This window comes from Pseudomonas marginalis, assembly GCF_900105325.1.
In the GTDB taxonomy this organism is placed as follows: domain Bacteria; phylum Pseudomonadota; class Gammaproteobacteria; order Pseudomonadales; family Pseudomonadaceae; genus Aquipseudomonas; species Aquipseudomonas marginalis.
This window is the reverse complement of sequence record NZ_FNSU01000003.1, coordinates 1,595,667-1,619,104: the sequence shown is the minus strand read 5'-3', so window position 1 is coordinate 1,619,104 and position 23,438 is coordinate 1,595,667. Positions and strand designations below refer to the sequence as shown.

Annotated in this window: 20 protein-coding genes; 10 read left to right on the top strand and 10 right to left on the bottom strand. The window is 62.3% G+C overall.

Annotation, left to right across the window (positions count from 1 at the left end):
- Window positions 1-3: 3 nt before the first annotated feature.
- The 5 genes from BLW22_RS16350 to BLW22_RS16315 form a co-directional block, all read right to left on the bottom strand.
- Window positions 4-2,124 (bottom strand): TonB-dependent receptor, encoded by a 2,121-nt coding sequence (locus BLW22_RS16350; RefSeq protein WP_074847038.1) that lies wholly within the window; start codon window positions 2,122-2,124, stop codon window positions 4-6.
- Window positions 2,125-3,293: 1,169 nt separating this feature from the next.
- A complete protein-coding gene (locus BLW22_RS16330) occupies window positions 3,294-4,238 on the bottom strand; it encodes a D-isomer specific 2-hydroxyacid dehydrogenase family protein (RefSeq protein WP_065948160.1) in 945 nt (314 codons plus the stop codon).
- Window positions 4,235-5,404, bottom strand: a complete 1,170-nt coding sequence (locus BLW22_RS16325) for an acyl-CoA dehydrogenase family protein (protein WP_065948161.1) — start codon at window positions 5,402-5,404, stop codon at window positions 4,235-4,237. The genes BLW22_RS16330 and BLW22_RS16325 overlap by 4 nt, the downstream gene beginning before the upstream one ends.
- Before the next feature lie 133 nt (window positions 5,405-5,537).
- Window positions 5,538-6,896, bottom strand: a complete 1,359-nt coding sequence (locus tag BLW22_RS16320; RefSeq protein WP_074847036.1) for an LLM class flavin-dependent oxidoreductase — start codon at window positions 6,894-6,896, stop codon at window positions 5,538-5,540.
- Window positions 6,897-6,907: 11 nt separating this feature from the next.
- Window positions 6,908-7,882: an ABC transporter substrate-binding protein gene (locus BLW22_RS16315; RefSeq protein WP_065948163.1), complete on the bottom strand. Its 975-nt coding sequence runs from the start codon at window positions 7,880-7,882 to the stop codon at window positions 6,908-6,910.
- A 396-nt stretch (window positions 7,883-8,278) separates the two neighbouring features.
- Between BLW22_RS16315 and BLW22_RS34865 the strand changes: the two genes are divergently transcribed.
- Entirely contained in the window at window positions 8,279-8,440 is a 162-nt protein-coding gene (locus BLW22_RS34865; protein ID WP_159440250.1) for a hypothetical protein, read from the top strand.
- Window positions 8,441-8,509: 69 nt separating this feature from the next.
- On the opposite strand, the gene BLW22_RS16310 is transcribed toward BLW22_RS34865, so the two are convergent.
- Both BLW22_RS16310 and BLW22_RS16305 read right to left on the bottom strand, forming a co-directional pair.
- Complete coding sequence (locus tag BLW22_RS16310; protein WP_074847035.1) at window positions 8,510-10,093, bottom strand: rhodanese-related sulfurtransferase; 1,584 nt, start codon at window positions 10,091-10,093, stop codon at window positions 8,510-8,512.
- Complete coding sequence (locus BLW22_RS16305; RefSeq protein ID WP_074847034.1) at window positions 10,090-10,701, bottom strand: cysteine dioxygenase family protein; 612 nt, start codon at window positions 10,699-10,701, stop codon at window positions 10,090-10,092. Before BLW22_RS16305 ends, BLW22_RS16310 begins: the two co-directional genes overlap by 4 nt.
- Window positions 10,702-10,917: 216 nt before the next feature.
- On the opposite strand from BLW22_RS16305, the gene BLW22_RS16300 reads away from it, so the two are divergent.
- Together BLW22_RS16300 and BLW22_RS16290 are read left to right on the top strand one after the other, a co-directional pair.
- Complete coding sequence (locus BLW22_RS16300) at window positions 10,918-11,823, top strand: LysR family transcriptional regulator (protein WP_027608694.1); 906 nt, start codon at window positions 10,918-10,920, stop codon at window positions 11,821-11,823.
- Window positions 11,824-12,660: 837 nt separating this feature from the next.
- The gene (locus BLW22_RS16290; RefSeq protein ID WP_074847032.1) at window positions 12,661-13,455 is read left to right on the top strand and encodes a class II aldolase/adducin family protein; all 795 of its coding nucleotides are present in this window, start codon (window positions 12,661-12,663) and stop codon (window positions 13,453-13,455) included.
- 299 nt (window positions 13,456-13,754) lie between these two features.
- Here the strand turns inward: BLW22_RS16290 and BLW22_RS16285 are convergent, their stop codons facing one another.
- Window positions 13,755-14,831, bottom strand: a complete 1,077-nt coding sequence (locus BLW22_RS16285) for an LLM class flavin-dependent oxidoreductase (RefSeq protein WP_065925153.1) — start codon at window positions 14,829-14,831, stop codon at window positions 13,755-13,757.
- Between the two features lie 258 nt (window positions 14,832-15,089).
- Here BLW22_RS16285 and BLW22_RS16280 point away from each other — a divergent pair, with 258 nt between their 5' ends.
- Window positions 15,090-15,710 (top strand): phosphatase PAP2 family protein, encoded by a 621-nt coding sequence (locus tag BLW22_RS16280; protein ID WP_428977862.1) that lies wholly within the window; start codon window positions 15,090-15,092, stop codon window positions 15,708-15,710.
- Here BLW22_RS16280 and BLW22_RS16275 read toward each other — a convergent pair.
- Together BLW22_RS16275 and BLW22_RS35405 are read right to left on the bottom strand one after the other, a co-directional pair.
- Window positions 15,662-15,994 (bottom strand): hypothetical protein, encoded by a 333-nt coding sequence (locus BLW22_RS16275; protein WP_065925155.1) that lies wholly within the window; start codon window positions 15,992-15,994, stop codon window positions 15,662-15,664. The two genes, BLW22_RS16280 and BLW22_RS16275, sit on opposite strands and share 49 nt — an antisense overlap.
- Window positions 15,991-16,299, bottom strand: a complete 309-nt coding sequence (locus BLW22_RS35405) for a phosphomannomutase (RefSeq protein WP_235865593.1) — start codon at window positions 16,297-16,299, stop codon at window positions 15,991-15,993. Before BLW22_RS35405 ends, BLW22_RS16275 begins: the two co-directional genes overlap by 4 nt.
- Before the next feature lie 230 nt (window positions 16,300-16,529).
- On the opposite strand from BLW22_RS35405, the gene BLW22_RS16265 reads away from it, so the two are divergent.
- Genes BLW22_RS16265 through BLW22_RS16240 form a run of 6 tightly spaced genes read left to right on the top strand, consistent with a single transcriptional unit; the run spans window position 16,530 to window position 23,430 of the window.
- Complete coding sequence (locus BLW22_RS16265) at window positions 16,530-16,970, top strand: low molecular weight protein-tyrosine-phosphatase (protein ID WP_065925156.1); 441 nt, start codon at window positions 16,530-16,532, stop codon at window positions 16,968-16,970.
- Window positions 16,971-17,011: 41 nt separating this feature from the next.
- On the top strand, window positions 17,012-19,231 hold the full coding sequence (locus BLW22_RS16260) for a polysaccharide biosynthesis tyrosine autokinase (protein ID WP_074847031.1): 2,220 nt from the start codon (window positions 17,012-17,014) through the stop codon (window positions 19,229-19,231).
- 5 nt (window positions 19,232-19,236) lie between these two features.
- The gene (locus BLW22_RS16255) at window positions 19,237-20,550 is read left to right on the top strand and encodes a lipopolysaccharide biosynthesis protein (RefSeq protein ID WP_074847030.1); all 1,314 of its coding nucleotides are present in this window, start codon (window positions 19,237-19,239) and stop codon (window positions 20,548-20,550) included.
- Window positions 20,547-21,722 carry an O-antigen ligase family protein gene (locus BLW22_RS16250; RefSeq protein ID WP_065941935.1) on the top strand — a complete coding sequence of 392 codons (1,176 nt, stop codon included), beginning with the start codon at window positions 20,547-20,549 and terminating at the stop codon, window positions 21,720-21,722. Before BLW22_RS16255 ends, BLW22_RS16250 begins: the two co-directional genes overlap by 4 nt.
- Window positions 21,719-22,882, top strand: coding sequence for a polysaccharide pyruvyl transferase family protein (locus BLW22_RS16245; RefSeq protein ID WP_074847029.1), 1,164 nt, complete (start codon window positions 21,719-21,721; stop codon window positions 22,880-22,882). The genes BLW22_RS16250 and BLW22_RS16245 overlap by 4 nt, the downstream gene beginning before the upstream one ends.
- Window positions 22,879-23,430, top strand: a complete 552-nt coding sequence (locus tag BLW22_RS16240) for an LbetaH domain-containing protein (protein ID WP_027608684.1) — start codon at window positions 22,879-22,881, stop codon at window positions 23,428-23,430. Before BLW22_RS16245 ends, BLW22_RS16240 begins: the two co-directional genes overlap by 4 nt.
- Window positions 23,431-23,438 lie beyond the last annotated feature (8 nt).

Below are 23,438 nucleotides of genomic sequence, written 5' to 3'. Positions count from 1 at the left end.
CACTCAGAGGTCATAGCGCACCGACAGCAACAGCGTGCGCGGATCGTTGACCGAGTAATAACGGGCGCCGCTGGACGGCACATAGCCCACCGATTGCGGGTAAGCGCGGTCCAGCAGGTTTTTCACCGCCAGGGTGGTGGTCCAGTGGCCGTCGCCGCTGATGTAGCGAGTGTTGGCGTTCCAGAAGGTTTGCTGCGGCACTTCCTGGATGTCGTCGTTCAGCGCGTTGGCGTAGGACTTGGTCTGGAACTGCGCATCCGTGCCCGCCAGCCAGGTGCCCGGCAGGCCTGCGGGAATGGTGTAGTTCAGGCCGACACTGGCGTTCCAGCGCGGCGAGAACACCAGTTGTTTGCCATTGGCATCGACCCCGGCACCGCTGGCGTTCTGGAAGTCGTCGTACTGGCTCTCCAGGTAGCCGAGGTTGGCGCTCAGTTGCAGGTCGCGGCTCAGGGCGGTGAGGGTTTCCAGCTCGACGCCGTAGGTGTGGGCCTGGCCGACGTTGGTGCGCAGGCTCACCCCCAGCGCCGGGTCGTAGGCGTTGGTCTGCAGGTCTTTGTAGTCGTTGTAGAACAGCGCGACGTTGGCCCGCAGGCGCTGGTCGAAGAAGTCGCCCTTGAAGCCGGTTTCCCAGGTGGTCACGTCTTCCGGCGAAAACGCCTGCTCGGCGGCGGCGCGGGTCGGCGCACGGTTGTCGTATCCGCCGGCCTTGAAGCCCTTGGCGACGTAGGCGTACTGGTTGAGGTGCGGCGTCCAGGCATATTCGAAGCCGATTTTCGGGCTGGTGGACTGCCAGGATTTGCTCGACTCGGCCGCGAAGTTGGTGCCGGTAATCTGCCTGTCGGTATTGATCGCGTAATTGGTGAACTCGAAGTTCTTGTGTTCGCGGGTAAAGCGCAGGCCGGCGATCAGCGACAGCTGCGGGGTGATCTTGTAGGTGCCCTGGCCATACAGCGCGTAGCTTTCGGTGTTGGTGGTGCTGTACTGGCCCTGGCCGATCACCCGGTTGCGTGCGATGGAGTAGGTGAGGTTGTCGCGGTCGGCATCGAAGCGTTCGCGGTACAGGTACAGGCCGGTGCTGAAGCTGAAGTCGTCATAGTCGCCGTTGAGCTGGAATTCCTGGGTGGCGTAGTTTTGCTTGTAGAGGATCAGGTTGTTCTGGATCAGCGCGGCCTGGCCAGAGTTGTCGTAGTCCACCGGCTGGTTGAAGGACGACCATGCAGTGACCGATTTGACATTCAAGTGATCGTTGATCGCATAGATCGCGCGCAACACCGAACTGCCCTGGTCAAGGCGGTTTTTCGGGTCGAGGCTGCTGTAGCTCTTGAACTTGTCGAAACGGCCATTGGCGTCGAACGGCGAGTAGCTGGTGGTGTCGCCACGGTCAAAAGTGCCGGCCAGGGTCAACTGCACATCCCAGGGTGAATCCTCCGGTTTGTAGCGCAGCTTGCCGCGGTAGGACTGGATATCGACGTTGTTGACATCCTTGCCCCGGGTCGGGTTGGACACCGTGCCGTCGCGGCTCAGGCGGATCGCCGAAAAGCTGCCGAACAACGCGTTGTCCACCAGCGGGCCGCTGATCAGGAAACGGCCGTTCTGCGCATTGTAATTACCCGCACCGAGCTCGACGAAACCACGGGTTTCCTGATTGGGGTCGCGGGTGATCACGCGGATCGCCCCCGCGCTGCTGTTGCGCCCGTACAGGGTGCCCTGGGGGCCGCGCAGCACTTCGACGCGCTCGACGTCATTGAAGTCGAGCATCGAGGAAATCGCCCGTGGGATGTACAAGTCGTCGGCGTACACCGCCACGGCGGCTTCCTGGATCGGGTCGGTTTCACCGATGCCGCGAATGCCATAGGTCTGGGCGCTGTAGGAGATCGACTGGCGGCTGAGAGTCAGGTTCGGCACCTGGCCCGACAGGTCGCGCACGCTGCGGATCTGCTTGTCGTCGAGGCTCTTCTCGTCGAAGGCGGAAATCGCCAGCGGGGTTTTCTGCAAGTCTTCACTGCGGTGCTCGGCCGTGACATTGACCACCGGTAGCGCGGCGTCATCGGCGTGGGTGTACGCGCCGAACAGGGCGAGGGAGACAGCAAGGGTGAGGCGATTGGGCGCGGCGATGTGGCTCATGGTAGGACCCTGAGAAAGTGGTGGTTCAGGCAAGGCCTCCACCTGGTCAGGGGTCGGTGCTGGACATAACAATATGGATAGGAAAGGCGTTCGTAAAAGTCCGTTTTGTTATATGTTAATTATTAAAAATATGCATTTAAGTATTTTTTATGATGCGTATATCTGATGATATTTTTCGTCTGGCCGCATAACCAAATGTGGGAGGGGCGGTGCGACGATTCGACTTGCTCCCGATGGCGGCCTTCGGGCCGACCATGTCGTTGGATTTGACCGAGTACATATCCGTTGCTGCGGTCACGGCGGCTATTGGTTCCGCCCTTACGGCGGGTCACTTTTGGAAGAGCGCCAAAAGTAACCAAAAACGCTTCGCCCCAACACTCGGCACCTCGCCTAGGCTCGGTGTGCCCGAACGAAGGCTTTGGAGCGTGGGCCGCCGCGATGGGCCATCCTTGGCCCAGCGCGGCTAACCCGGCGTCCTGCCGGGTTACCCACGCTCCAAAGCCTGCGTTCGGCCAGCGTGTTTGACGGGGCGATTTGAGATCAAAAGCCAAAGCGCGGCGGCCTTAGAGCCGACCGGAGTTGGGTCTGGTGTACTCGGTAAATGTGGGAGGGGGCTTGCCCCCGATGAGGGAGTGTCAGTCACTTATTTTTTAACTGACCCGGCGCTATCGGGGGCAAGTCGAATCGTCGCACCGCCCCTCCCACATTTGGATCTCCACATATCAGCTAGACCTCGGTCTGCTTTTGCTCTGCTTTTGCTCTGCTTTTGCTCTGCTTTTGCTCTGCTTTTGCTCTGGCTTTTGATCTTGATCTCAGGCGCCCCGTTAACCACGCTGGCCGAACGCAGGCTTGAATCCGTGGGTAACCCGGCAGGACGCCGGGTTAGCCGTCCTGGGCCAAGGATGGCCCATGACGGCGGCCCACGGATTCAAGCCTGCGTTCGGGCATACCGAGCCTAGGCGAGGTACCGAGTGGTGGGGCAAGAGCCCTTTTGGTTACTTTTGGGGCTCTTTTCCAAAAGTGACCCGCCGTAAGGGCGGAACCCTAAGCCGCCGTTACCGCAGCAACGGATATGTACTCGGTCAAATCCAACGACATGGTCGGCCCGAAGGCCGCCATCGGGAGCAAGTCGAATCGTCGCACCGCCCCTCCCACATTTTTGAACGGCATCAGGCGTTAGCCAGATTCGCCAGTGCGATCCCTGAAACGTAGCGCTCCAGATTCGCCAAAAACGTATCGGCAATCTCGTTGCGGCTATTGGTCGAAATCGCCGACGTATGCGGCGACAACCGCACCCGTGGGTGGCTGTACAGCGGGTGCCCATCCGGCAAGGGCTCCGGCTCGGTCACGTCAAGCGATGCCAGGCCGATCCGGCCGTTATCCAGCGCCTCCAGCAACGCCTCCTGATCGAGCAAGCCGCCGCGCGCGATGTTGATCAGGTGCAGTCCCGGCTTGGCGCTGCCCAGCACATCGCGGTTGATGATATGCCGCGTGGCGTCGGTCAGTGGCGCGGCCACTACCAGATGGTCGGCGCGGGCGAACAGGTCGTGGATGTCGTTGGCGGCCTGCACTCCTGCGCCGAACGGTGCCTGGCTCTGACGCAGGGCCACAACGTTGATGCCCAGGCCCAGGGCTTTTTGCGCCAGGCTTTCACCAATCGCACCAAAGCCGAGGATGCCCAGGGTGATGCCCTTGAGTGGGCGCAGGGCGGTGAAATTCCATTGCGAGTCCTTCACCCAGATGTCCGGTAAATGCTTGGCCGCGGCAAAGATCGCCGCCAGGGCGAACTCGGCGAGGTTGTCGGCGGCGCTGCCCCGGGAGGTGGTCACCGGCGGGCCGTTGAACAGCCATTGCGGGTAGAAGTCGATGCCCGATGAGACCAAATGCACCCATTGCGCGCCGTAGGGCCAGCCCGGTGGCGGGGTGTCCGGGGCGGTGTAGCCGCGCACGTTGATCGGGCGCAGCAGCAGGATATTCGCCTGGGGCGGCAGGTCGCTCGGCACGCCCGCCGGCACGCCGATCACCTGGGCTCCGGGGTGGATCGCAGTGAGGCGTGCGCGGATCACCTCGTTGTAGTCTTCGTCCAACTGGCTGGCAATAATCACCTGAGTCATGTGCGTTCCTTCTGGCGTTGGGCGAACACGGCTTTACCGACACCTTGCAGCACCGCATCGTTCTGCGGGGTATGCACGCGACTGCACAGCACATCGCGGTAGTGGCGTTGCAGCGGGCTATGGCGTGACAGACCGGGGTTGCCGGAGGCCTCGATGGCCAGCTCCACCGCGCGGATGGCGTTGTGGGTGACCAGGTACTTCAACTGCGCGGCGTTGGCGGCCGGGGTGTGGCCGTCGGCGGCGGCGTCGAGCAGGCTGCGGTTGGCGAACAGCAGGGTGTCGATATGCCCGACGGTTTCCTGGAAACGCGGCAATGTCGACAACGCCGCACCGAGGTTGGACGGCGTGCGTTCTTCCAGCCAGTTCACCAGCCAGTCCCGCGCGGCCTGGGCCACGGCGTCATACACCGAGGACAGCAACACTGACATCCACAGGAAGCCGTCGGCATCCAGTTCCGGTTGCGGCGCGCTCCAGGGGCTGACGCTGACGGCGTGGTCCAGCGGCACCAGTACGTTGTCGAGCAGCACTTCATGGCTGCAGGTGGCGCGCATGCCGAGGTGGTCCCAGGTGTCGATGATGCTCACGCCGGGGCTGTCCTTGGGCACCAGCCAGGCGCCCACCAGCGGGTCGGTGTCATCGCTGCGCGCCCATACGCTGAACCAGCTCAGGCCATGGCTGCCGGTGGAGTAGATCTTGCGCCCGCTGATGCGCCAACCCTCGGCAGTGCGCACGGCGGTGGTCGCCGGCAGCCCGCCACGGGCCGGGGTGCCGAGGTCGGGTTCGACGCGCAGGGCGTTGATCAATGCGCCGTTGCGCACCGCGTCCTCGGCCACTTGTGTACGCAGATGGGGCGGCCAGGTCTTGCTGTCTTGCAGGCGGGTATGTTGCAGGTATTGCATCACCAGGATCAGTGCGGTGGACGGTTCGCCCTTGGCAATTGCACTGATCGCCTTGCGCGCCTGGGGCAGGCTGGCACCGCCGCCACCGAGGGCTTTGGGCACGGTGAGGGCGACCAGGCCGTGGTCATGCAGCCGCTGGAAGTTGGCATGGGGGAAGGCGCCGCTCTCGTCATACAGGTGCGCGGTGCCGGCCAGTTCGGTGCTGAGGCGTTCGAGCAGGGCGTCGAAGTTGGCGACTTCCACGGAGCGTAGAGACGGTTGGGTCATGGGGTGATCACCCGTAATTTTGTAGGAGCGAGCTTGCTCGCGAAAAACCGGAGAGCGCCGAGGGGAGTCAGATGTCCCGCGTTATCGTTAACGATCTTCGCGAGCAAGCTCGCTCCTACAGTGAGGGATTCGCTCATGCCAGCGCCTCCTGCGGTTCTTCCACCTCGATGCTGTAACGGTTGGCCGGTACGGCCAGGCCAAGGTTGTCGCGCAGGGTGTGGCCGGTGTATTCGCTACGGAACAGGCCACGCTGTTGCAGCACCGGCACCACCAATTCGGTGAAGTACTGCAAGCCGTCCGGCAGCACCGAGTTGATGATGAAACCATCGCTGGCGCCGCGTTCGAACCAGGTCTGGATCGCGTCGGCGACTTGCTCCGGGGTGCCGACAAAATCACGCTTGGGCCGCGAGAAGCGCAGCGCCACTTCGCGCAGGGTCAGGCCTTCGTCCCTGGCCAGTTGCTTGATGCGGTCGGAGCCGCCTTTCTGGCTGTTGGCGCCCAGGTCGCCGAGTTCCGGGAACGGGGCGTCCAGCGGGTACTGGCTGAAGTCGTGGTCGTTGAACGGGCGGCCGAGGGCGACGATGGCGTCTTCCACGGTGACCAGCTCCACGGCCTGCTGGTAGCGGCTTTCCACTTCGGCCTCGTCGCGGCCGACAATCGGGCGGATGCCCGGCAGGATCGACAGGCTGTCGGCGTCACGGCCAAAGCCTTTGGCGCGCCGTTTGAGGTCCTGGGTATACGCCAGGCCTTCTTCGATGCTCTCCACATGCACAAAGATGGCGTCGGAGTTCTGCGCCGCAAAGTTACGTCCGTCTTCGGACGTGCCCGCCTGGAAAATCACCGGTTGGCCCTGGCGCGAGCGCGCAATGTTCAGCGGGCCTTTGACCGAGAAAAACTCGCCTTTGTGGTTCAGCGCATGCAGCTTGCCCGGGGTAAAGAATTCGCCGCTTTGCTTGTTGTAGGCAAAGGCGTCGTCTTCCCAGGAGTCCCACAGGCCCTTGACCGTGTTCAGGTGTTCCTTGGCGATGCGGTAGCGCACGGCATGGGGTGGGTGTTCGGCTTTACCGAAGTTGTCGGCGGTGCCGCTGAGCCACGAGGTCACCACGTTCCAGCCGGCGCGACCGCCGCTGATATGGTCCAGGGACGCGAACTGGCGCGCCACCTGGTAGGGCTCGGTGTAGCTGACGGTCACGGTGGCCACCAGGCCGATATGGCTGGTGAGTGCGGCCAGGGCCGAGAGGATGGTCAGCGGCTCGAAGCGGTTGAGGTAATGCGGGCTGGACTTGGCATGGATGTGCAGGCTGTCGGCGATGAACACGAAGTCGAACTTGGCCGCTTCGGCGAGTTCGGTCTGCTGTTTGTAGAAGCCGAAATTCGTACTGGCATTCGGTTGCGCCTGCGGATGGCGCCATTCGCCCCAGCCGTGTCCGACACCGTGGACCATGGCGCCCAATTTCAAATGGCGGGGTTTCAATTGATGTGGCGTGCTCATGTTCTGCTCCTTCAGCGTGATGCTTGGTTGTTGGGGACGCGCTTGGCGTTAAAGCTCGTGTCGAAGCCCTGGGACACGTCGATGTGCCGGGGCAGCAGGCCTTCTTGCTGGTAGGTGTCGGCGGTGGCCTGCAGGCCACTGATCACGCTGTCGTCAATCAGCACCGGGCTCAGGCGGGTTTCCTTGGCCACGGCCACATGCACGGCCAGCGGCAGCCCGGTGATTTTGGCCTGGGCGGCGGCGTACTCGTCGGGGTGGGTATTGGCCCAGGCGTAGGCGCGGTCGACGCGGGCGACAAAGTCGTCCAGCTGCGTGCGCTTGTCGGCGATGGCCTGGCGGGTGGCGGCGAGGTACAGGTGGTTGCTCAACAGCGTGTTGCCGCTGGCCAGGATCCGCGCCTGGCTTTGGGACGTGACGACGGTGGTGTAGGGGTCCCAGGTCGACCAGGCGTCGACAGTGCCGTTATCCAGCACCAGGCGCGACTCGCTGGGCAGCAGGAAAATGAACTGCACATCCTTTGTGGTCAGGCCGGCCGTGGCCAGCGCCTTGATCGCCAGGTAATGGCCGATGGACCCACGCCCGGTGACGATTTTCTTGCCCTTGAGGTCGGCCACCGTCTTGATCGGCGAATCCTTGGGCACCAGCAGGGCGGTGGTGTTACGCCCTTCGGCGTGGATGATGCTGACCACCTTTAGCGAGGCGCCGGCGCCAAGGGCAAACACGTAGGGCGCGTCGCCCAGGGCACCAATGTCCACGGCTCCGGCATTCAAGGCTTCGCCCAGGGGCGAGGCGGACGGGAATTCCGACCACTGGATTTCATAGGGCACGTTTTTCGTTTCGCCGGAGACTTCCAGCAGCGTCTTGATCGTCGATTTCTGATTGGCCACCCGCAGCGGTTGCAGGTCGGCGGCGTGGGCGCAGGTGGCCAGGCCAAGGGCCAGGGCAGTGCCCAGGAGCAGGCGTTTGAACGGAGTGGAAAAGACCATGGGATGCTGGCTCCAGGCAGATCGTGAAAGGGTTCGGCTACCTCCGCCTGGAGAAGGGGTCGGTGAGGAGTTCACGTTATGCTCATAAAAACCTTCTGTGAAGGTCTTTTTGGTTATATGTTAATTATTAAAAATATTAAGATAATTGGTTATCTAATATGCGGTTTATGTATTTTTCGAATAGGTAATTGCGGCTGAGGTGCCTGGGTGTCCAAGGGGGCGGCGCCAATCGCTCTCAGCGCAGGTTTGCATAGTGCGAAGTTGTCTAGGCCACTGTCATTCTTCACAGGTGTCCAGGCGTTGCGCCGGGCAGAAAATGGCAGTACGCAGCCAAGTCAGCTGCGAATAAACGATGGGGGTATTTTTACTCTCTCAGCGAACCAGTGAGGATTCGTCATGTTCAAATTATTGGCAACCACATGTGTCATGTTCAGCCTGCTGTTCGGCACCCAGTTCAGCGTGGCCTCGCAAATGGAGGCGGGTGTCCACGCCATGCAGTCTCAATTGAGCGGTAGCTCGGGGACGGTTTCTTGCACCGACACAGAAGAAAGAAAGTAACGCAGTACCCCCCGCCCCATCAGCCTGGGGCAGCGCCTGCTCCCGCAGTGGGGGCAGGCGTGCCTGGGGTCAAATGACGTAAAACCCATGGGTCCCATCGCGGGCCAGTTGCTCCACCAGACCGAATTCCCAGTCCAGGTAGGCCTGCATGGCTTCCCTGGGGTTGTCGGTGCCTTCGTACGGTCGGCGGTAGCGGTCGATGCGCGGCGAGGCCAGGTGGGTTTCGCCTTCTTCCAGTGGCAGTTGCGCGTTGATCCAGGCGGCGGTGCCGTTTTGCAGCAGGAACACTTGCTTGCCGGTGATCGCTTCGACTTCAGCCACCGCCAGGCGCGCCAGTTGGCTGCTGCCGCAGGTCAGCACATAACGCTGGGCGGCGGGCACCTTGGCCAGGGCCTGGGGCAGTTGTGCGCGCAATACCCACCAGGCACCGGGGATATGGCGCTTCACGTAGTTGGCGCTGGCGGTGAAATCCAGCACCACGGTGTCGCCATGCTCGAGCCATTCGGCGAGGGTGTGCGGGCTGATCAGTTCGGCCTGGGGGGGCGCGGGGACTGGAGCGACCCAGGCGCCTTTTTCGCTGAAGTGCGCCGCTTGCAGGTCATCCAGCACATGCACGTCCCAGCCCAGTTGGGCCAGCCACGACGCAGACATGTTCGCCCGCACGCCATCGTCATCCGCCAGCACCAGGCGCGCACCGCGCACGCTGGCGACATGGTCGGTTTCCTGCACCAGTTGGCCGCCGGGGGTGGAGCGCGCGCCGGGCAAGTGGCCGGCTTCGAATTCTTCCGGGGTGCGCACATCGAACAGGTAGGTGGTGCGTGCAGCGTCTTGCTGCCAGCGTTGCAGGTCGGCCAGGGTGGCGCGACCGACGCGGGCCTTGTCGGCGACGCGGCGTGCATCGACGGCGGCGATCTGGCGATGCTCTTCCGAGGTTGGCGCAAAGCGCCGCGACTGGCCGTGGGCGAGCTTCTGCCCGGCCAGGGTCCAGCCGATGGTGCCATTGCGCAGCGCAGACACCGGGTTGGCCACGCCGGCGTTGATCAGCGACTGGGTGCCGATAATGCTGCGGGTACGCCCGGCGCAGTTGACGATGATGCGGGTGGCCGGGTCGGGCGCCAGTTCCCGCGCACGCAACACCAGCTCGGCACCGGGCACGCTGATGCCGGTGGGGATGCTCATGGTTTGGTATTCGTCGAAACGGCGGGCGTCGAGCACCACCACATCGGCCTGGCTGTCGAGCAGCGCCTGCACTTCTTCAGCGGCGAGGGACGGCGTGTGGCGCTCGCTCTCCACCAACTCGCCAAAGGCCTTGCTCGGCACGTTCACATCGATAAACAGCTCGCCACCGGCCCGGCGCCAACCGTCGAGGCCACCTTCCAACAGGCTGACCTGGGTGTAGCCCAGCGCAACCAGGCGTTCGGCGGCACGGGCAGCCAGGCCCTCTCCGTTGTCGTAGACGGTGACCTGGGTATCCCGGCGTGGAATGCGCGAATACACCTCCAGTTCCAGCTTGGACAGCGGGATATTCGCCGCGAACAGCGGGTGGGATTCGGCAAACGGCGCTTCTTCGCGCACGTCGACCAGGGCGAGTTCTTCACGGTCCAACAGGGCCTGGCGAATCCGGGCAAAGCTACGGGTCGGTACGGTGGTCATAGGGCAGGGCTCTTTTCTATGGACAAATCCCAGATATTCGGGAGGAAGGCGTTGGAATAACCGGAGATAAACAGTTTCTCGCTGCCGTCGGGCTGGTACACCGCACGGCGCACCGCGCCGATATTGGCGCCGTACACATGAATGCTGATCGACACCTGATCGCTGTGGGCATTGCTCACCTGGTGGATGTCGCCGACCTTGGGCGACACAGCCTCGACCTGGCCCGGCACCAGTTGAATCGGTTGGCCTTCGGCGACCAGGCTGCCGTCGGGCGCGCGTTCGAAGCCTTGGGAGAACTCTGCGCCGCGCAGCATGCCGATCAGCCCCCACACCCGATGGTCGTGGATCGGCGTGCTTTGCCCCGGCCCCCAGACAAAGCTGACGATGCTGAAACGCTGGCGCGAATCGGCATGCAGCAAGAACTGCTGGTAGCGCTCGGGATCGGGTTGGGCAAATTCATCGGGGAGCCAGTCGTCATGGCTGACCAGTTGCGCCAGCAGCTTGCCGCCACGGTGCAACAGGTCGCCTTCGCGTGGATTGCCGTCGATCAATTCCGCCAGGGCGCCTATGAAGGCTCTGAGTCTCTCGGGGTGTCGGGCCTGGGTCATGGCACTTCCATCGTGTGGTCGCAGGGATGGGTTTATCTAAGCATAATGTTTATAGTTAATATGCTATTTTTTAATGATTAGCTTATAGCTGAAGGTAATTTAGAACCGGTCTGAATAGCGTTAGACGTTATCGATTGCAGCACGGGCTATTCACGCCACGTTCCTGCAACTATGCTTCACACACATCTTAATGACTGTTCTCTATGTGCGGCCCAAATGAAAATTGACGATATCGATGCCTTTGTCGAAGTGATTCGTTGCCAGTCCATCAGCCATGCCGCCGAGTCGTTGCAATTGACCCAGCCGGCCATTACCCGCCGCGTGCAGAACTTCGAGCAGGCGCTGGGCGTGGAGCTGTTCGACCGCAACACCAAACCCCTCAAGCCGACATTGATCGGCACCCGCGTCTATGAGCAGTGCCGGTTGATCCTGCGCGAGATGGATGCCCTGCGCGAGCTGGTGGCCACCGACGCGCCGCCCACCGGCCTGTTGCGCCTGGGTGTGCCGCAGACCATCGGCGACGTGGTGCTGCTGGACGCGCTCAAGCACCTGCGCAGCGAATACCCCGACTTGCGTGCCCAGGTCGCCACCGGCTGGGGCAGCCAGTTGGTGGGCAAGATCGAACGCGGCGAACTGGACGCGGCGGCGGCGCTGTTCCCGGCAGGCAAGATCTTCCCGGACAACATCGTCGGCGAGTCCATCGGCAAGATGGAACTGGTGGTGGTCTGCGCCAAGGCCCAACTGCCGAAGAAACCCTGCAAGCTGGCCGATGTGTACCAGAACGGCTGGGTCCTCAACCCGGACGGCTGCGGCTTCCGTGCCGGGTTGCAGCGCACCTTGTCCGATCAGGGCCTGGCCCTGCGGGTCAACCTGGAGACCTTCGGCACCGAACTGCAACTGGGCCTGGTGGCCGACGGCCTGGGCTTGGGCCTGGTGCCACGGCCGTTGCTGGAACGCAGTGCGCACCGCGAGCAACTGGCGGTGATGCCGCTCAAGGATTTCAAGCCGGTGATGGATTTGTGGCTGATCTATCCGCACTTCCTGGGCAACCTGCAGGGGCCGGTGGATGCGTTTGGCAAGCGGGTGGCGGCGTCGCTGCATAAAGTCCGCGACGCCGCGTAAGCCTGTGGGAGGGGGCTTGCCCTAATGCCGATCAGTTAAGAGATAGAACGGGCAAGCCCGCTCACCACAGTTACAGTGTTCCTCCTTAACTGACTGGCATTAGGGCTTGCCCCCGATGACGGCCTCTGGGCCGACCATTTTTTTGGATTGGACCGGGTACATATCCGTTGCTGCGGTAACGGCGGCTTAGGGTTCCGCCCTGACGGCGGCTCACTTTGGAAAAGCCCCAAAGTAAGCAAAGGGCTCTTGCCCCACCACTCGGCACCTCGCCTAGGCTCGGTGTGCCCGGAATCCGACAGTGATTTGGGGGGCCGCCGCCACGCGCCATCCATGGCGCGGGGCGGCTAAACCGGCATCCCTGCCGGTTTACCCCCCAAATCACTGTCGGATTCCGGCCAGCGTGGTTAACGGGGCGCCTGAGATCAAGATCAAGATCAAAAGCAAGATCAAGATCTAAAGCAAGATCAAGGGCGGCTCGCTTCGCATCGGTGTTAGCGTTGCGGGAGATACTCATGGCCATCGGGGGCAAGCCCCCTCTTATCAAACTTAAAATAACTGAATGATTTTAGGGGGGTAAAATTTCACCCTGAAGTCTTGAGTCTTGCCTGAACAATTTCAGGCGACCGCATTCTTGTGGCAAGCCCGCTCGCCACAGTTTGCTGCGCGACAGCGCTGCGTCGAAGAGGTTGTGGGATCTCCCACATTTGCCCTGTATTATTGGTACGATTTATATGAAAAAAAATAATAATTAGCTTAGATTAAAATGTGCTTTTTATTATTTTCGGCCATCCCCTAGGCTTGCCTGGAAGTCCTTAAGGCCATCCAGGAAGTTTTGCCATGAGCAGCGTCACCTCGATCACCAATCTCACCAGCAATGTTCGCCAGCGCGTTACCCCGCAAGAGTGGGAGGTGCGCGTCAAACTGGCCGCCGCTTATCGCCTGGCTGCCTTGTACAAGTGGACCGACCACATCTATACCCATTTCTCCGCCCGTGTACCGGGGCCGGAGGAGCATTTCCTGATCAACGCCTTCGGGTTGTTGTTCGATGAAATCAGTGCGTCCAACCTGGTCAAGGTCGACCTCGACGGCACTATCGTCGATGACCCTACCGGCCTGGGCATCAACTACGCCGGCTATGTGATTCACAGCGCGATCCACGGCGCACGTCATGACCTGCAAGCGGTGCTGCACACCCATACCCGCGACGGCATCGCGGTGTCGGCGCAGAAGGACGGCCTGCTGCCGATCTCCCAGCACTCCATTGGTTTTTCCGGACGCGTGGCGTACCACGGGTATGAAGGCGTGGCCCTCGACCTGGACGAACGTGAGCGCCTGGTCGCGGACCTGGGTGACAAGAGCGTGATGATCCTGCGCAACCATGGCTTGTTGACCGCCGGTGTCAGCGTTGAACATGCGTTTGTGCAGCTGCAACAGTTGGAGCGCGCGTGCAATATCCAGGTGGCGGCGCAGGCGGCGGGGAATGCGGAGTTGATCTTCCCGCCGGCCGAAGTGGTGGAGAAAGTCGAACAACAGGCCAAGGTGTTTGCCAGTGGCGAAGGACCGGGGGTGGCGCGGCATTGGAATGCGCTGATTCGGCAGTTGGAGCGCAACGATACCGACTACAAGAACTGATCCTGAGCATAGTGAAGATCAAAATGTGGGAGGGGGCTTGCCCCGATAGCCATCAGTATCTACACAACTTCAGTAGGATGACGCGTAGCAGCTGTCGAGCCTTGGCGAGGCTGCGTTTGCGGCGCGTCTGACACACCGCCGACGCAGCCTCGCCAAGGCTCGACAGCTGCTACGCACGGGGCTCGGCTCAAGATGTGTAGATACCCATGCCCCGATGGCGGTGGATCAGTCAATTTATCTTTGACTGACACTCTGCCATCGGGGGCAAGCCTCTCCCACATGGGTTCTGTGTTGTTTGGTCAGGCGACTTTCTGCTCGCGTTCAGCAATCAGCTGCCGGGTCAGGGGGATCAACCGCTTGCCATAGTCGATCGCATCATTGAGCGGATCAAACCCACGGATCAGGAAGGTGGTGATACCGAGGTCGTAATAATCGACCAATGCCTCTGCCACCTGTTCGGCGGTCCCCACCAACGAGGTGGAGTTGCCCTGCGCCCCCAGCAACCCCGCAATCCCCGTCCACAGGCGCTTGTCCAGCCGCGAGCCCTGCGCCGCCGCCGCCAGCAACCGGCGCGAGCCTTCATTCGGCGGTTCACGCCGCACAAAGCCATTCTTCTCTGCCAACTCGGTGGCCTGTTGCAGGATGCTGTCGGCACGCGCCCACGCCAGTTCTTCGGTCTCGGCGAGGATCGGTCGCAGCGACAGGCTGAAGCGAATCGTACGCCCATGCCTGGCCGCTTCGGCGCGCACCTGGGTCACGATCTCGCGTACCTGCTCATAGGTTTCGCCCCACAGCGCGTACACATCGGCATGCTTGCCCGCCACTTCAATCGCGGCCTTGGAAGAGCCGCCAAAATACAGCGGGATATGCGGCTGCTGCGGCGACTTCACCGCGGAGTGCGCGCCTTCGACCTGGTAGTAGGTGCCGGCAAAGTCGAAGGGCTGATCGCTGGTCCATTCCTGGCGGACCACGCTCAGGTATTCATCGGTGCGCGCATAGCGTTCGTCCTTGCCGATATGGCTGCCATCGGCGCGCAGTTCGCGGTCGTCGCCGCCGGTGATGATATGCACGGCGGTGCGCCCGCCATTGAACACATCAAGGGTGGCGAACTGGCGGGCGGCCAGGGTGGGTTGGGCGAAGCCCGGACGGTGGGCGATCAGGAACTGCAGTTTTTTCGTCACGCTGGCGGCATGGGCGGCGATCAGCGTGCTGTCCGGGCTGTTGGAATGGAACGCCACCAGCGCGCGGTCGAAACCGGCGTCTTCGTGGGCGCGGGCCACGGTTTCCACGTAGTCCGGTTGCAGGGCAGGGCCGCTGCGTGGGTGGATCTCGGAAGCGTGGTGACCGCCGATATAGCCGATGAATTCAATGCTCATGGTCTGTCCTTGTCGAGTAGGGAGTGAGTACCTCCGCCGGGCAGGGGGTCGGTCATGCTCGTCCACGGTAGGGGCCGCGACAGCCTGTGTAAAATGCCGTTTGGTTCTAACCTAATTATTAAAATACAGAATCATATCTGTATGTAGTAATCAGTAAATTGCATTTTGCAGGTGTTGCTGACGCTAGATAACGTTGTGTTTTTTTTGGGCCTGAGGTCTGATGAGCGCCGAAAACGGCACCTCGAAGGTTAAGCAGTGATGCGGGCAGAACTTGCGCAATATGGCGGCATTACCGTCATGATTCCGGCCGCACTGATGATTGCTGTCTGGTTAAGGTATTCCACGCCGTGGGCATTGCGGGCCTGGATAATAACGCTGGGTATTACTTATTCGATCGTGGCGGCCAGCAAGTTGCTGTTTAAAGGTTGGGGCTTATCCTTCCAGCACTTGGATATTGCTGTAATAAGTGGCCATGCCATGAACACCTGTTTGATGGTCACGGTGGCAACGAGTTTGCTGGCCCGCCAGTTCAATCTGGCCTGGCGCTGGCCGGCGGCGTTGGTGGGGTTAGTGATAAGTATCGGGTTCAGTGCTTATTGTGTCGCGCCTTATATACATCCGCTGAATGAAGCCCTGGCCGGTGCCGCACTGGGTGCGACAGCGGCCAGTGTGTTCCTGTGGCGTATTGATGCCGCGCCCATCAAGGTATCCCCCGTGTTCATCGGCGGCGGGCTGGTGTTTTTGCTGGTCTGTGGGCTGGTGCCCAAGTACAACGCGGAGTGGCTGCTCAACCGCGTCGCAGTGACCCTCTCAGGTGCCGACCAGGCCCATCAGGAGCCTGCCTGGCGCCTGGAAACCGCGCACAGGAAGGCCGAGTAGGTCGCCAGGTCCAGCGCCAGGTTGCTTTCCACCATCAGCGCCAGCAGGGTGGTCTGCGCGTTGAACCGTTGCGCATTGCCACGGCGCCGCGCGCGTTTCATCTGCTGGAACAGCGCATGGGTGATCTGCTGGGGGGAGCTGCCGCGCAACAGGTCCAGCCAATGGCCGATGGCCCGGGTGTTGCGCTGGTACTGCGCGCCCTGCACCGGTTCGGCAAACCCCTCGAACATCCCCGTCAGCCTGCGCAACGCATAGCCGCGTCTCAAGCCCGCCCACAGGCTCATGGCCGCTCCTCGGTGCCGCAGATATTGGCCAGCAGTTCGGCCGTCTTGACCTGCATGAACTGGCTGTCGCCGCGACTTTCCACGCACAGGCACACCGACAACGGGTCACTGACCTGCAACTTGAAGCGCCAGTCGGCGAACACCATGGAAAACCCGGCGCCGGACGCGTCGCTGTCCAGTGAGTTATCCGCATACAGCACCTGCAGGCGTTCGACGACATGGGTTGAATCATGCACTTCCACATGAATATTTCCCGAAGAAGGAAATAGGCCAATACGCTCTACCAATAACTTTGACGTGTTCATGGCCGTCCCCTGTCTGGTGCATTCAAATCGCACTTTATTATGGGGCGGTGCAAAAATACCGGAATGTTAGTTTTAGTCGGTCAATACCGGGATTGTTATTTTTTGTCTTGCGCGATAGATGGTCTCGGTTTGTAGGCTGTGGTCATAATTACTCGGTCGTTAGTTGCAGCTCATTAAATAAGGTCGTCCCTTTTGCCGAAGAATAAGTGTGCGGTGCGTGGGAGGTTGCCTTGTTCAAAAAGATATTGATTGTGTGCATCGGCAACATCTGCCGCAGCCCCACGGCGGAACACTTGCTGGGTGCTGCGCTTGCACCTTCCGGGATCCAGGTGAGTTCGGCGGGCCTGGCGGCCTTGCGTGACCATCCGCTGGAGCCCCTGGCCGGGCAGGTGCTGGCGGAGCACGGGCATGTGCCCCAGGTGCACAGGGCCCGGCAACTCGACGCCGGCGCCGTGAGTGAGGCCGACCTGATCCTGGTGATGGAACAACGGCACATCGACGGCGTGCTCGACCTCGCCCCCGAGGCACGGGGCAAGGTGTTCCTGTTGGGCAAGTGGCAGCACGATCGCGAGATCACCGACCCCTATCGCCAGGGCAAGCCCGCCTTTGTGCAGGCCTATGCCTTGATCGAACAGGCCGCACAGGCCTGGGCCCAGCGCCTGGCGCGCTGACGCTCCCTCTTTAAACGATTGCAAGGACGAAGACGCGATTTATGTATTCACCCCAGAACGCTTCCCCTGAAAGCCCTCACCGTGACGAGATCGATGTGCTCGGCATGCTCGGCAACCTGATCGATCACAAATGGCTGATCGCCGGGATCACCGGCACCTGCATGCTGATCGGTGCCGCCTACGCCATTCTGTCGGCGCCGGTGTTCCAGGCGAATGCGTTGATCCAGGTGGAGCCGAAGAAGAACGACATGCTCGGTTTCTCCGACGTCAGCAGCCTGCTGGGCAAGGAATCGCCGGCGGTGACCGAGATCGAGCTGATCAAGTCGCGCACCATCATTGGCAAGACCGTCGATACCCTGGCGCTGGACATCACCATCACGCCCCAGCATTTTCCGTTGATCGGTGGCTTCCTCGCGCGGCGTTATGTGCCTGAACACAAGGGCGATATTGCGCCGCCGCTGTTCGGTTTCAATCGCTACTCGGCGGGAGGCGAGGCCCTGGCGCTGAGCCGCTTGAACCTGCCGACGGCGTTGCTCGGGACCACCCTGGTACTGGTGGCCGGCGAGGCCCAGGCCTACACGTTATTTGATGAGGACGGCGTCGAGATCGCCGCAGGAAGCGTCGGCGTGCCGTTTGCCGCCGAGGGCGTCGAGGTGCTGGTCAAGGAGCTGCGGGCCAATCCGGGCGCGCATTTCAAGATCGTGCGCAAGCCGCGCCTGGACGCGGTGGCCGACTACCAGGACCTGCTCACCGTGATCGAACGCGGCAAGGAGTCGGGCATCATCAGCCTGTCCCTGGAGAGCACGCGCCCGGCCCTGGCGGTGCGAACGCTGAATGAAATCGCCAACCTGTATGTGAAGCAGAACGTCGACCGCACCTCGGCCGAAGCGGCGCAGAGCCTGTCGTTCCTCAATGACCAGTTGCCCCAGGTGCGGCGCGACCTGGAGAAGGCTGAGAACGCCTTGAACCGCTTCCAGACCCGCAGCAAATCCATCGACATCAGCCTCGAAGCCAAGGCCGTGCTCGACCAGGTGGTGGCCCTGGACACCGGCATCTCCGAACTCAAGCTGCAACAGGCCGAGATGGACCGCAAATTCACCCCCCAGCACCCGGCATATCGCGCCTTGATCGCCAAGCTGGCGGAACTTAATGCCAAGCAGGCGCAGATGACCAAGCGCGTCGAAGGCTTGCCCACGACCCAGCAGGAATTGCTCAGCCTGACCCGCGACGTGCAAGTGGGCACCGAGATCTACACCCAGTTGCTCAACCGCTCCCAGGAACTCGACGTGATGCGCGCCGGCACCGTGGGCAACGTGCGCCTGATCGACAGTGCCGACGTCAACCTGGCCAAGCCTGTGGCGCCGCGCAAGGTCATCGTGGTGCTGCTGGCGATGCTGCTCGGCGGCATGCTCTCGGTAGGCATCGTACTGGTACGCAGCCTGCTCAACCGTGGCCTGGAAAGCCCGGATGAGATCGAGAAACTCGGCCTGCCGGTGTACGCCTCGATCCCCTTCAGCCTGTTGCAAAAGGCCGAGGAAACCAACGCGGCCAAGGGGCGTTCCGGCGCGCCGTCGCTGCTGGCGGTCAATCACCCCCATGACCTGGTGATGGAAGCCATGCGCAGCCTGCGCACCAGCCTGCACTTCGCCATGCTCGAGGCCAGGAACAACCGCCTGATGATCACCGGCCCGAGCCCCGAGGTGGGCAAGACGTTTGTCTCGGCCAACCTGGCGGCGATTGTCGCGCAGTCGGGCCAGCGCGTGCTGTTGATCGATGCCGACATGCGCAAGGGCTACTTGCACAAGATGCTCGGCAAGGCGGTGGAGGCGGGGTTGTCCGACCTGCTCGCCAAGCGCTGTGATCTGCAGGAAGCGATTCACCCGACCGCCGTGGAGCGCTTCGATTTCATCGGCCGTGGGCAGATCCCGCCCAACCCGTCTGAACTGCTGATGCACCCCAACTTCGCCGCGTTGCTGGCCGAAGTCAGCGAGCGCTATGACCTGGTGATCATCGACACGCCGCCATTGCTGGCGGTGACCGACGCCGCGATTGTCGGGCGCCAGGCCGGCACCAGCCTGATGGTCACCCGTTTTGGCGTGAACTCGGCGAAGGAGATCGAGTTGACCCTGCGCCGCTTCCATCAGAACGGCATCGAGCTCAAGGGTGCGATCTTCAATGGTGTGGAAAAACGCCGGTCCGCCAGCTACGGCTATGGCGACTACGGCTACTACAGCTACGCCTATCAGTCCGACAAGGCCTGATGACCATGAGCAAAGTGCTTGAAATGCCGCGCTCGTTGTCGCGACGGTTTCGCCTCAACGTGCTGAGCTACGGCTACACCCAACTGGTGACGCTGGCGGCGCAACTGGTGCTGGTGCCGTTCTTCCTGCACGCCTGGGGCACCGGGCGCTATGCCGATTGGCTGGTGCTCACCGGCATTCCGTCGATGCTCAGCCTGCTGGACCTGGGGGTGGCCCAGGCGTCGGCCACCAGCGCCACGCTGCGTGCGAGCCAGGGCGATGTGCCGGGGGCGCGACGCAGTGTGCAGACCGCGCTGGCCTTTACCCTGGCGGTGGTGGCGCTGGTGCTGGTATTCGCCCTGACATTGGGCCAGTGGCTCGACTGGGTGTCACTGCTCGGGCTCAAGACCTTGACCGCCGAGCAAGCCGGCCTGGTGGTGTTATTCATGTCCGGCTACCTGTGCACGCGCTTGCTGGGTGGGCCGATCGACGCCTGGTTTCGCACCATCGACAGAACCGTCGGCGGCGTCTTTATCATGGCCAACCGCAGGACCCTGGACATTGTGCTGTCCATCGTCGTACTGCTGCTGGGTGGCTCCGAACTGCAATTGGCCCAGGGCATGTTTTTCAGCCAGGTGCTGTTCCTGGTGCTGGTGACCCTGTTTGTGCGGCGGATTTCACCCTGGCCGCTGCTGGGGCTGGCGTCGGCGTCCTGGGCCGAGTTCCGTGGTATCTGGAAACCGGCGCTGGGCAGCGCGGCGATCCCGCTGGCGCAGGCGATCACCCTGCAAGGCGGCCTGCAAGTGCTCAACCAGATCGCCGGCCCGGCGGTGGTGGTGGGTTACACCATGGCGCGCACCCTGATGCGCCTGATCATCCAGTTGGGCATCACCTGCAGCAACGCCCTGACCCCGGAGATCTCACGGCTGGCCGGGCGCGGCGAGTTCGAACAGGCACGACGCTTTACCCAGCGCGCCAGCTCCCTGGTACTGGGCCTGTGCCTGCTGGTGTATGTCGCCGGGATCTGGGCCGGGCCGCAGGTCATCCTGCTGTGGAGCCATGGCCTGGTGCAGGTCGATCGCCTGTCATTGGCGCTGATCGGCTCCCATACGATTTTGAATGTGGCCTGGTTCATCCTCGCGGCGATGCTGATTTCCACCAATCGCCACACCCTCACCTCAGTGATCTATGCCGTAAGCAGCGTGATGGCCTTGCTGCTGTGGCTGGCATGCAAGGAGCACATCGATCCGCTGCTGGGCGCGTCGCTGTTGCTGTCGCTGCCGGAACTGGTGGTGTTGGTGTACCTGCGGGTGATTCGCGTGGGGGAGGTCGGCCCATGATGCTGTCCCAGGCGCGCCTGACCCTCTACCTGCCGCTGACGTTCTTCGCCTTGCCCCTGGCGCTGAGCAACAACCTCTCGCAACCCTTGGCACTGCTGCTGTTGCTGCCGTTCGTGGTGTACGCGGCGCGTGGCTTTACCCGCGCGCTGCCATTGCTGGCGCTGGTGGTCGCGTCCAGTGTGTTGCAGGTATTGGTGAGCAGTGGGGCGAATATCTCGCTGTACCAGTTCCTGCGTTCCGGCATTCCGTTTTTCTATTTTGTGCTGCTGCTGGCCGGGTACAGCTATGTGTTGGCCAATGTGGAAAAAATCGCGCTGGCCCATAGCGTCAACTACCGGCGCATCCTCGAACGCATCATCTACATCTTCGCCCTTGGCCAGTTGCTGCAGGTCAGCCTGTATGGCGTGGGCATCGACCTGACCAACGCCGCGTCCAAGTCCAGCGACGAAGTCGGGCGGATCATGTTGTTTCCCACCAGCTCGGCGGTGCTGCTGTTTTTCTATGCCTGTTGCCAGCGCAGGGTCGGCTTGATGCTGATCCTCGCGGTCACGTTGCTGGCGGCCGGGTCCAAGACCATCCTCGCGGCGATGGCGGTGATGATCCTGTTGTCGGCGATTACCCAGCGCAAGCTCAAGTCGTTGGCGGTGCTGGTGGTGGCCATCGGCGCGCTGGGCACGCTGACGTTCTATGCCAGCCCCTTGGCGGTGTCGCGCTTTGCCACTTACCTGTTCGAGGAGAAGGGCGAGGACGTAACCCGTGCGTTCGAGATCGCCCATGCCAAGGAGTCGTTTCTCGACAACCCGGCCACGGTGTTCCTGGGCAATGGCCTGGCCAAGCAATTGACCCCCGGCGTGCCCACCAATGACGAGCGCTGGTTCGAGAACTCCAAGTTCGATATCGAGAACGGCTACTGGGGCGTGACCGCCAAGCTGGGGGTGCTCGGCGTGGCGCTGTTTTGCCTGCTGTTCAGCGGTTTGCCGCGCAGCCCGGTATCCCTGGCCGTGGTGGCGATCCTGCTGATTTTCTCGTTCAAGACCAGCTACCAGTTCTTCACCACGTTCGATGGCAGCTACCTGCTGGTGTGGTCGATGTTCATCGGCCTGCTCAACAAGGCTGCGCCTGCACGCCAGGCGGTTTACCCCAATTACTTACTGAAACAGGCTGGATCATGAACGCACCTGCTAGCCCCATCAGGGCCGGGATACTGACGTACCACTTCAGCGAAAACTTCGGCGCGGTGCTGCAAGCCTATGCCTTGCAGCGCTGGTTGCAGCAACAGGGCTTGCAGGTAAGCCTGATCAACTACCACCCGGCCTACGTGGAGGATGGCAGCGAGATCCGCCAGCTGTTCAACCCGCGCCAGCTCAAGGCCAACCTCAAGGCCCTGTACCTCAAGGCCCTGGCGTTGAAAACCCGGGTGCTGGGGCCGAATGCCCAGTCGCGCCAGTTCCACGCGTTCAAGACGCGCTTCCTGAATATCCAGGCGCCGCGCTACGCCCACGCCCACCAGCTCAACCAGGCGGTGGCCGGCCAGCAGTTGCTGGTGGCCGGCAGTGACCAGATCTGGAACCCCTCGGGCCAGACCGGCCTCGACCCGGCGTACTTCCTGGCCTTCGACTGCGACAAGGCGATCCGGCGCATTTCCTACGCCGCGAGTTTCGGCAAGGAATACCTGGAGCCGCAGTACCACGCCGAAGCCGAGGGCCTGCTCAAGCAACTGTCGGCGATCAGTGTGCGCGAGGAGAGCGGGGTGAGCATCGTGCACCAGGTCTCGGGGCTGGCTGCCCACTGCGTGCCGGACCCGACGCTGCTGCACCGCGACTATTCGGCGCTGCTCGCCACGTCCACCCAGACCCGCACCGGCCACGTGTTCTGCTATGCGCTGCGCACCGGCGTGGGCGTGCGCGAAGTGGCCCAGGCGCTGTCGCGTCAGGTGGCCGGGCCGATTGTCTCGCCGTATAACGCGCACCGGCGCTGGCGGCAGATCGGCGAGACCGTGCAGGTGGGCCCGCAGGATTGGCTCAAGTTGCTCAAGGAGAGCGCCTACGTGGTGACCAACTCCTTTCACGCCACGGTGTTCGCGATCATTTTCGAGAAGCCGTTTATCGCCGTGGGGTTACCGGGCAACAAGGCCTCGCTGAACGCCCGTGTGCGCAACCTGCTGGAGAAGCTGGAGCTGTCGCAACGCTTCCTGCCGGCAGACGATGCCGACCAAGTGCACGCCTTGATCGCGGCGCCCATCGACTGGGTGGCGGTGCGGGCCCGGCGCCAGGCCCTGCAACAGGTGGGCGAGCGCTACCTGTTGGAACAACTGGCGGCGATCCGGCCATGAGCGACTTCGCGCAACTCAAGTACGTCGACACCCTGCCGCGCAGCAACAAGGCACGCCGGCTGTTGTGGGGCATCGTCTACCAGCTGCTGTTTCGTCCCACGCCGCGCTGGATGCTGCACAACTGGCGGCGTTGGTTGCTGCGCTGCTTTGGCGCCAAGGTCGGCGTGGGCTGCCGCATCGCGCCCACGTGCAGCATCTGGGCGCCGTGGAACCTGGAGATCGGCGACTACACCGCCATCGGCGATGGGGTCGATGTGTACGCCATGGCCAAAATCACGCTGGGCTCCAAAGTCACCATCAGCCAGCGCAGCTTCCTGTGCACCGGCAGCCACGACACCCGCAGCCTGCTGCGGCCCCTGGTGACTCGCGAGATTGTGATCAAGGACCACGTGTGGGTCGCCGCCGAGGCCTTTATCCACCCCGGTTGCGTGTTGGAGGAGGGCTGCGTGGTCGGCGCGCGCTCGGTGGTCACGGCCAGCCAGCCGGCCTGGATGATTTGCGTCGGTGCGCCGTGCCGCCCCCTCAAAACGAGAGACATCGCACTATGAAACAGGTG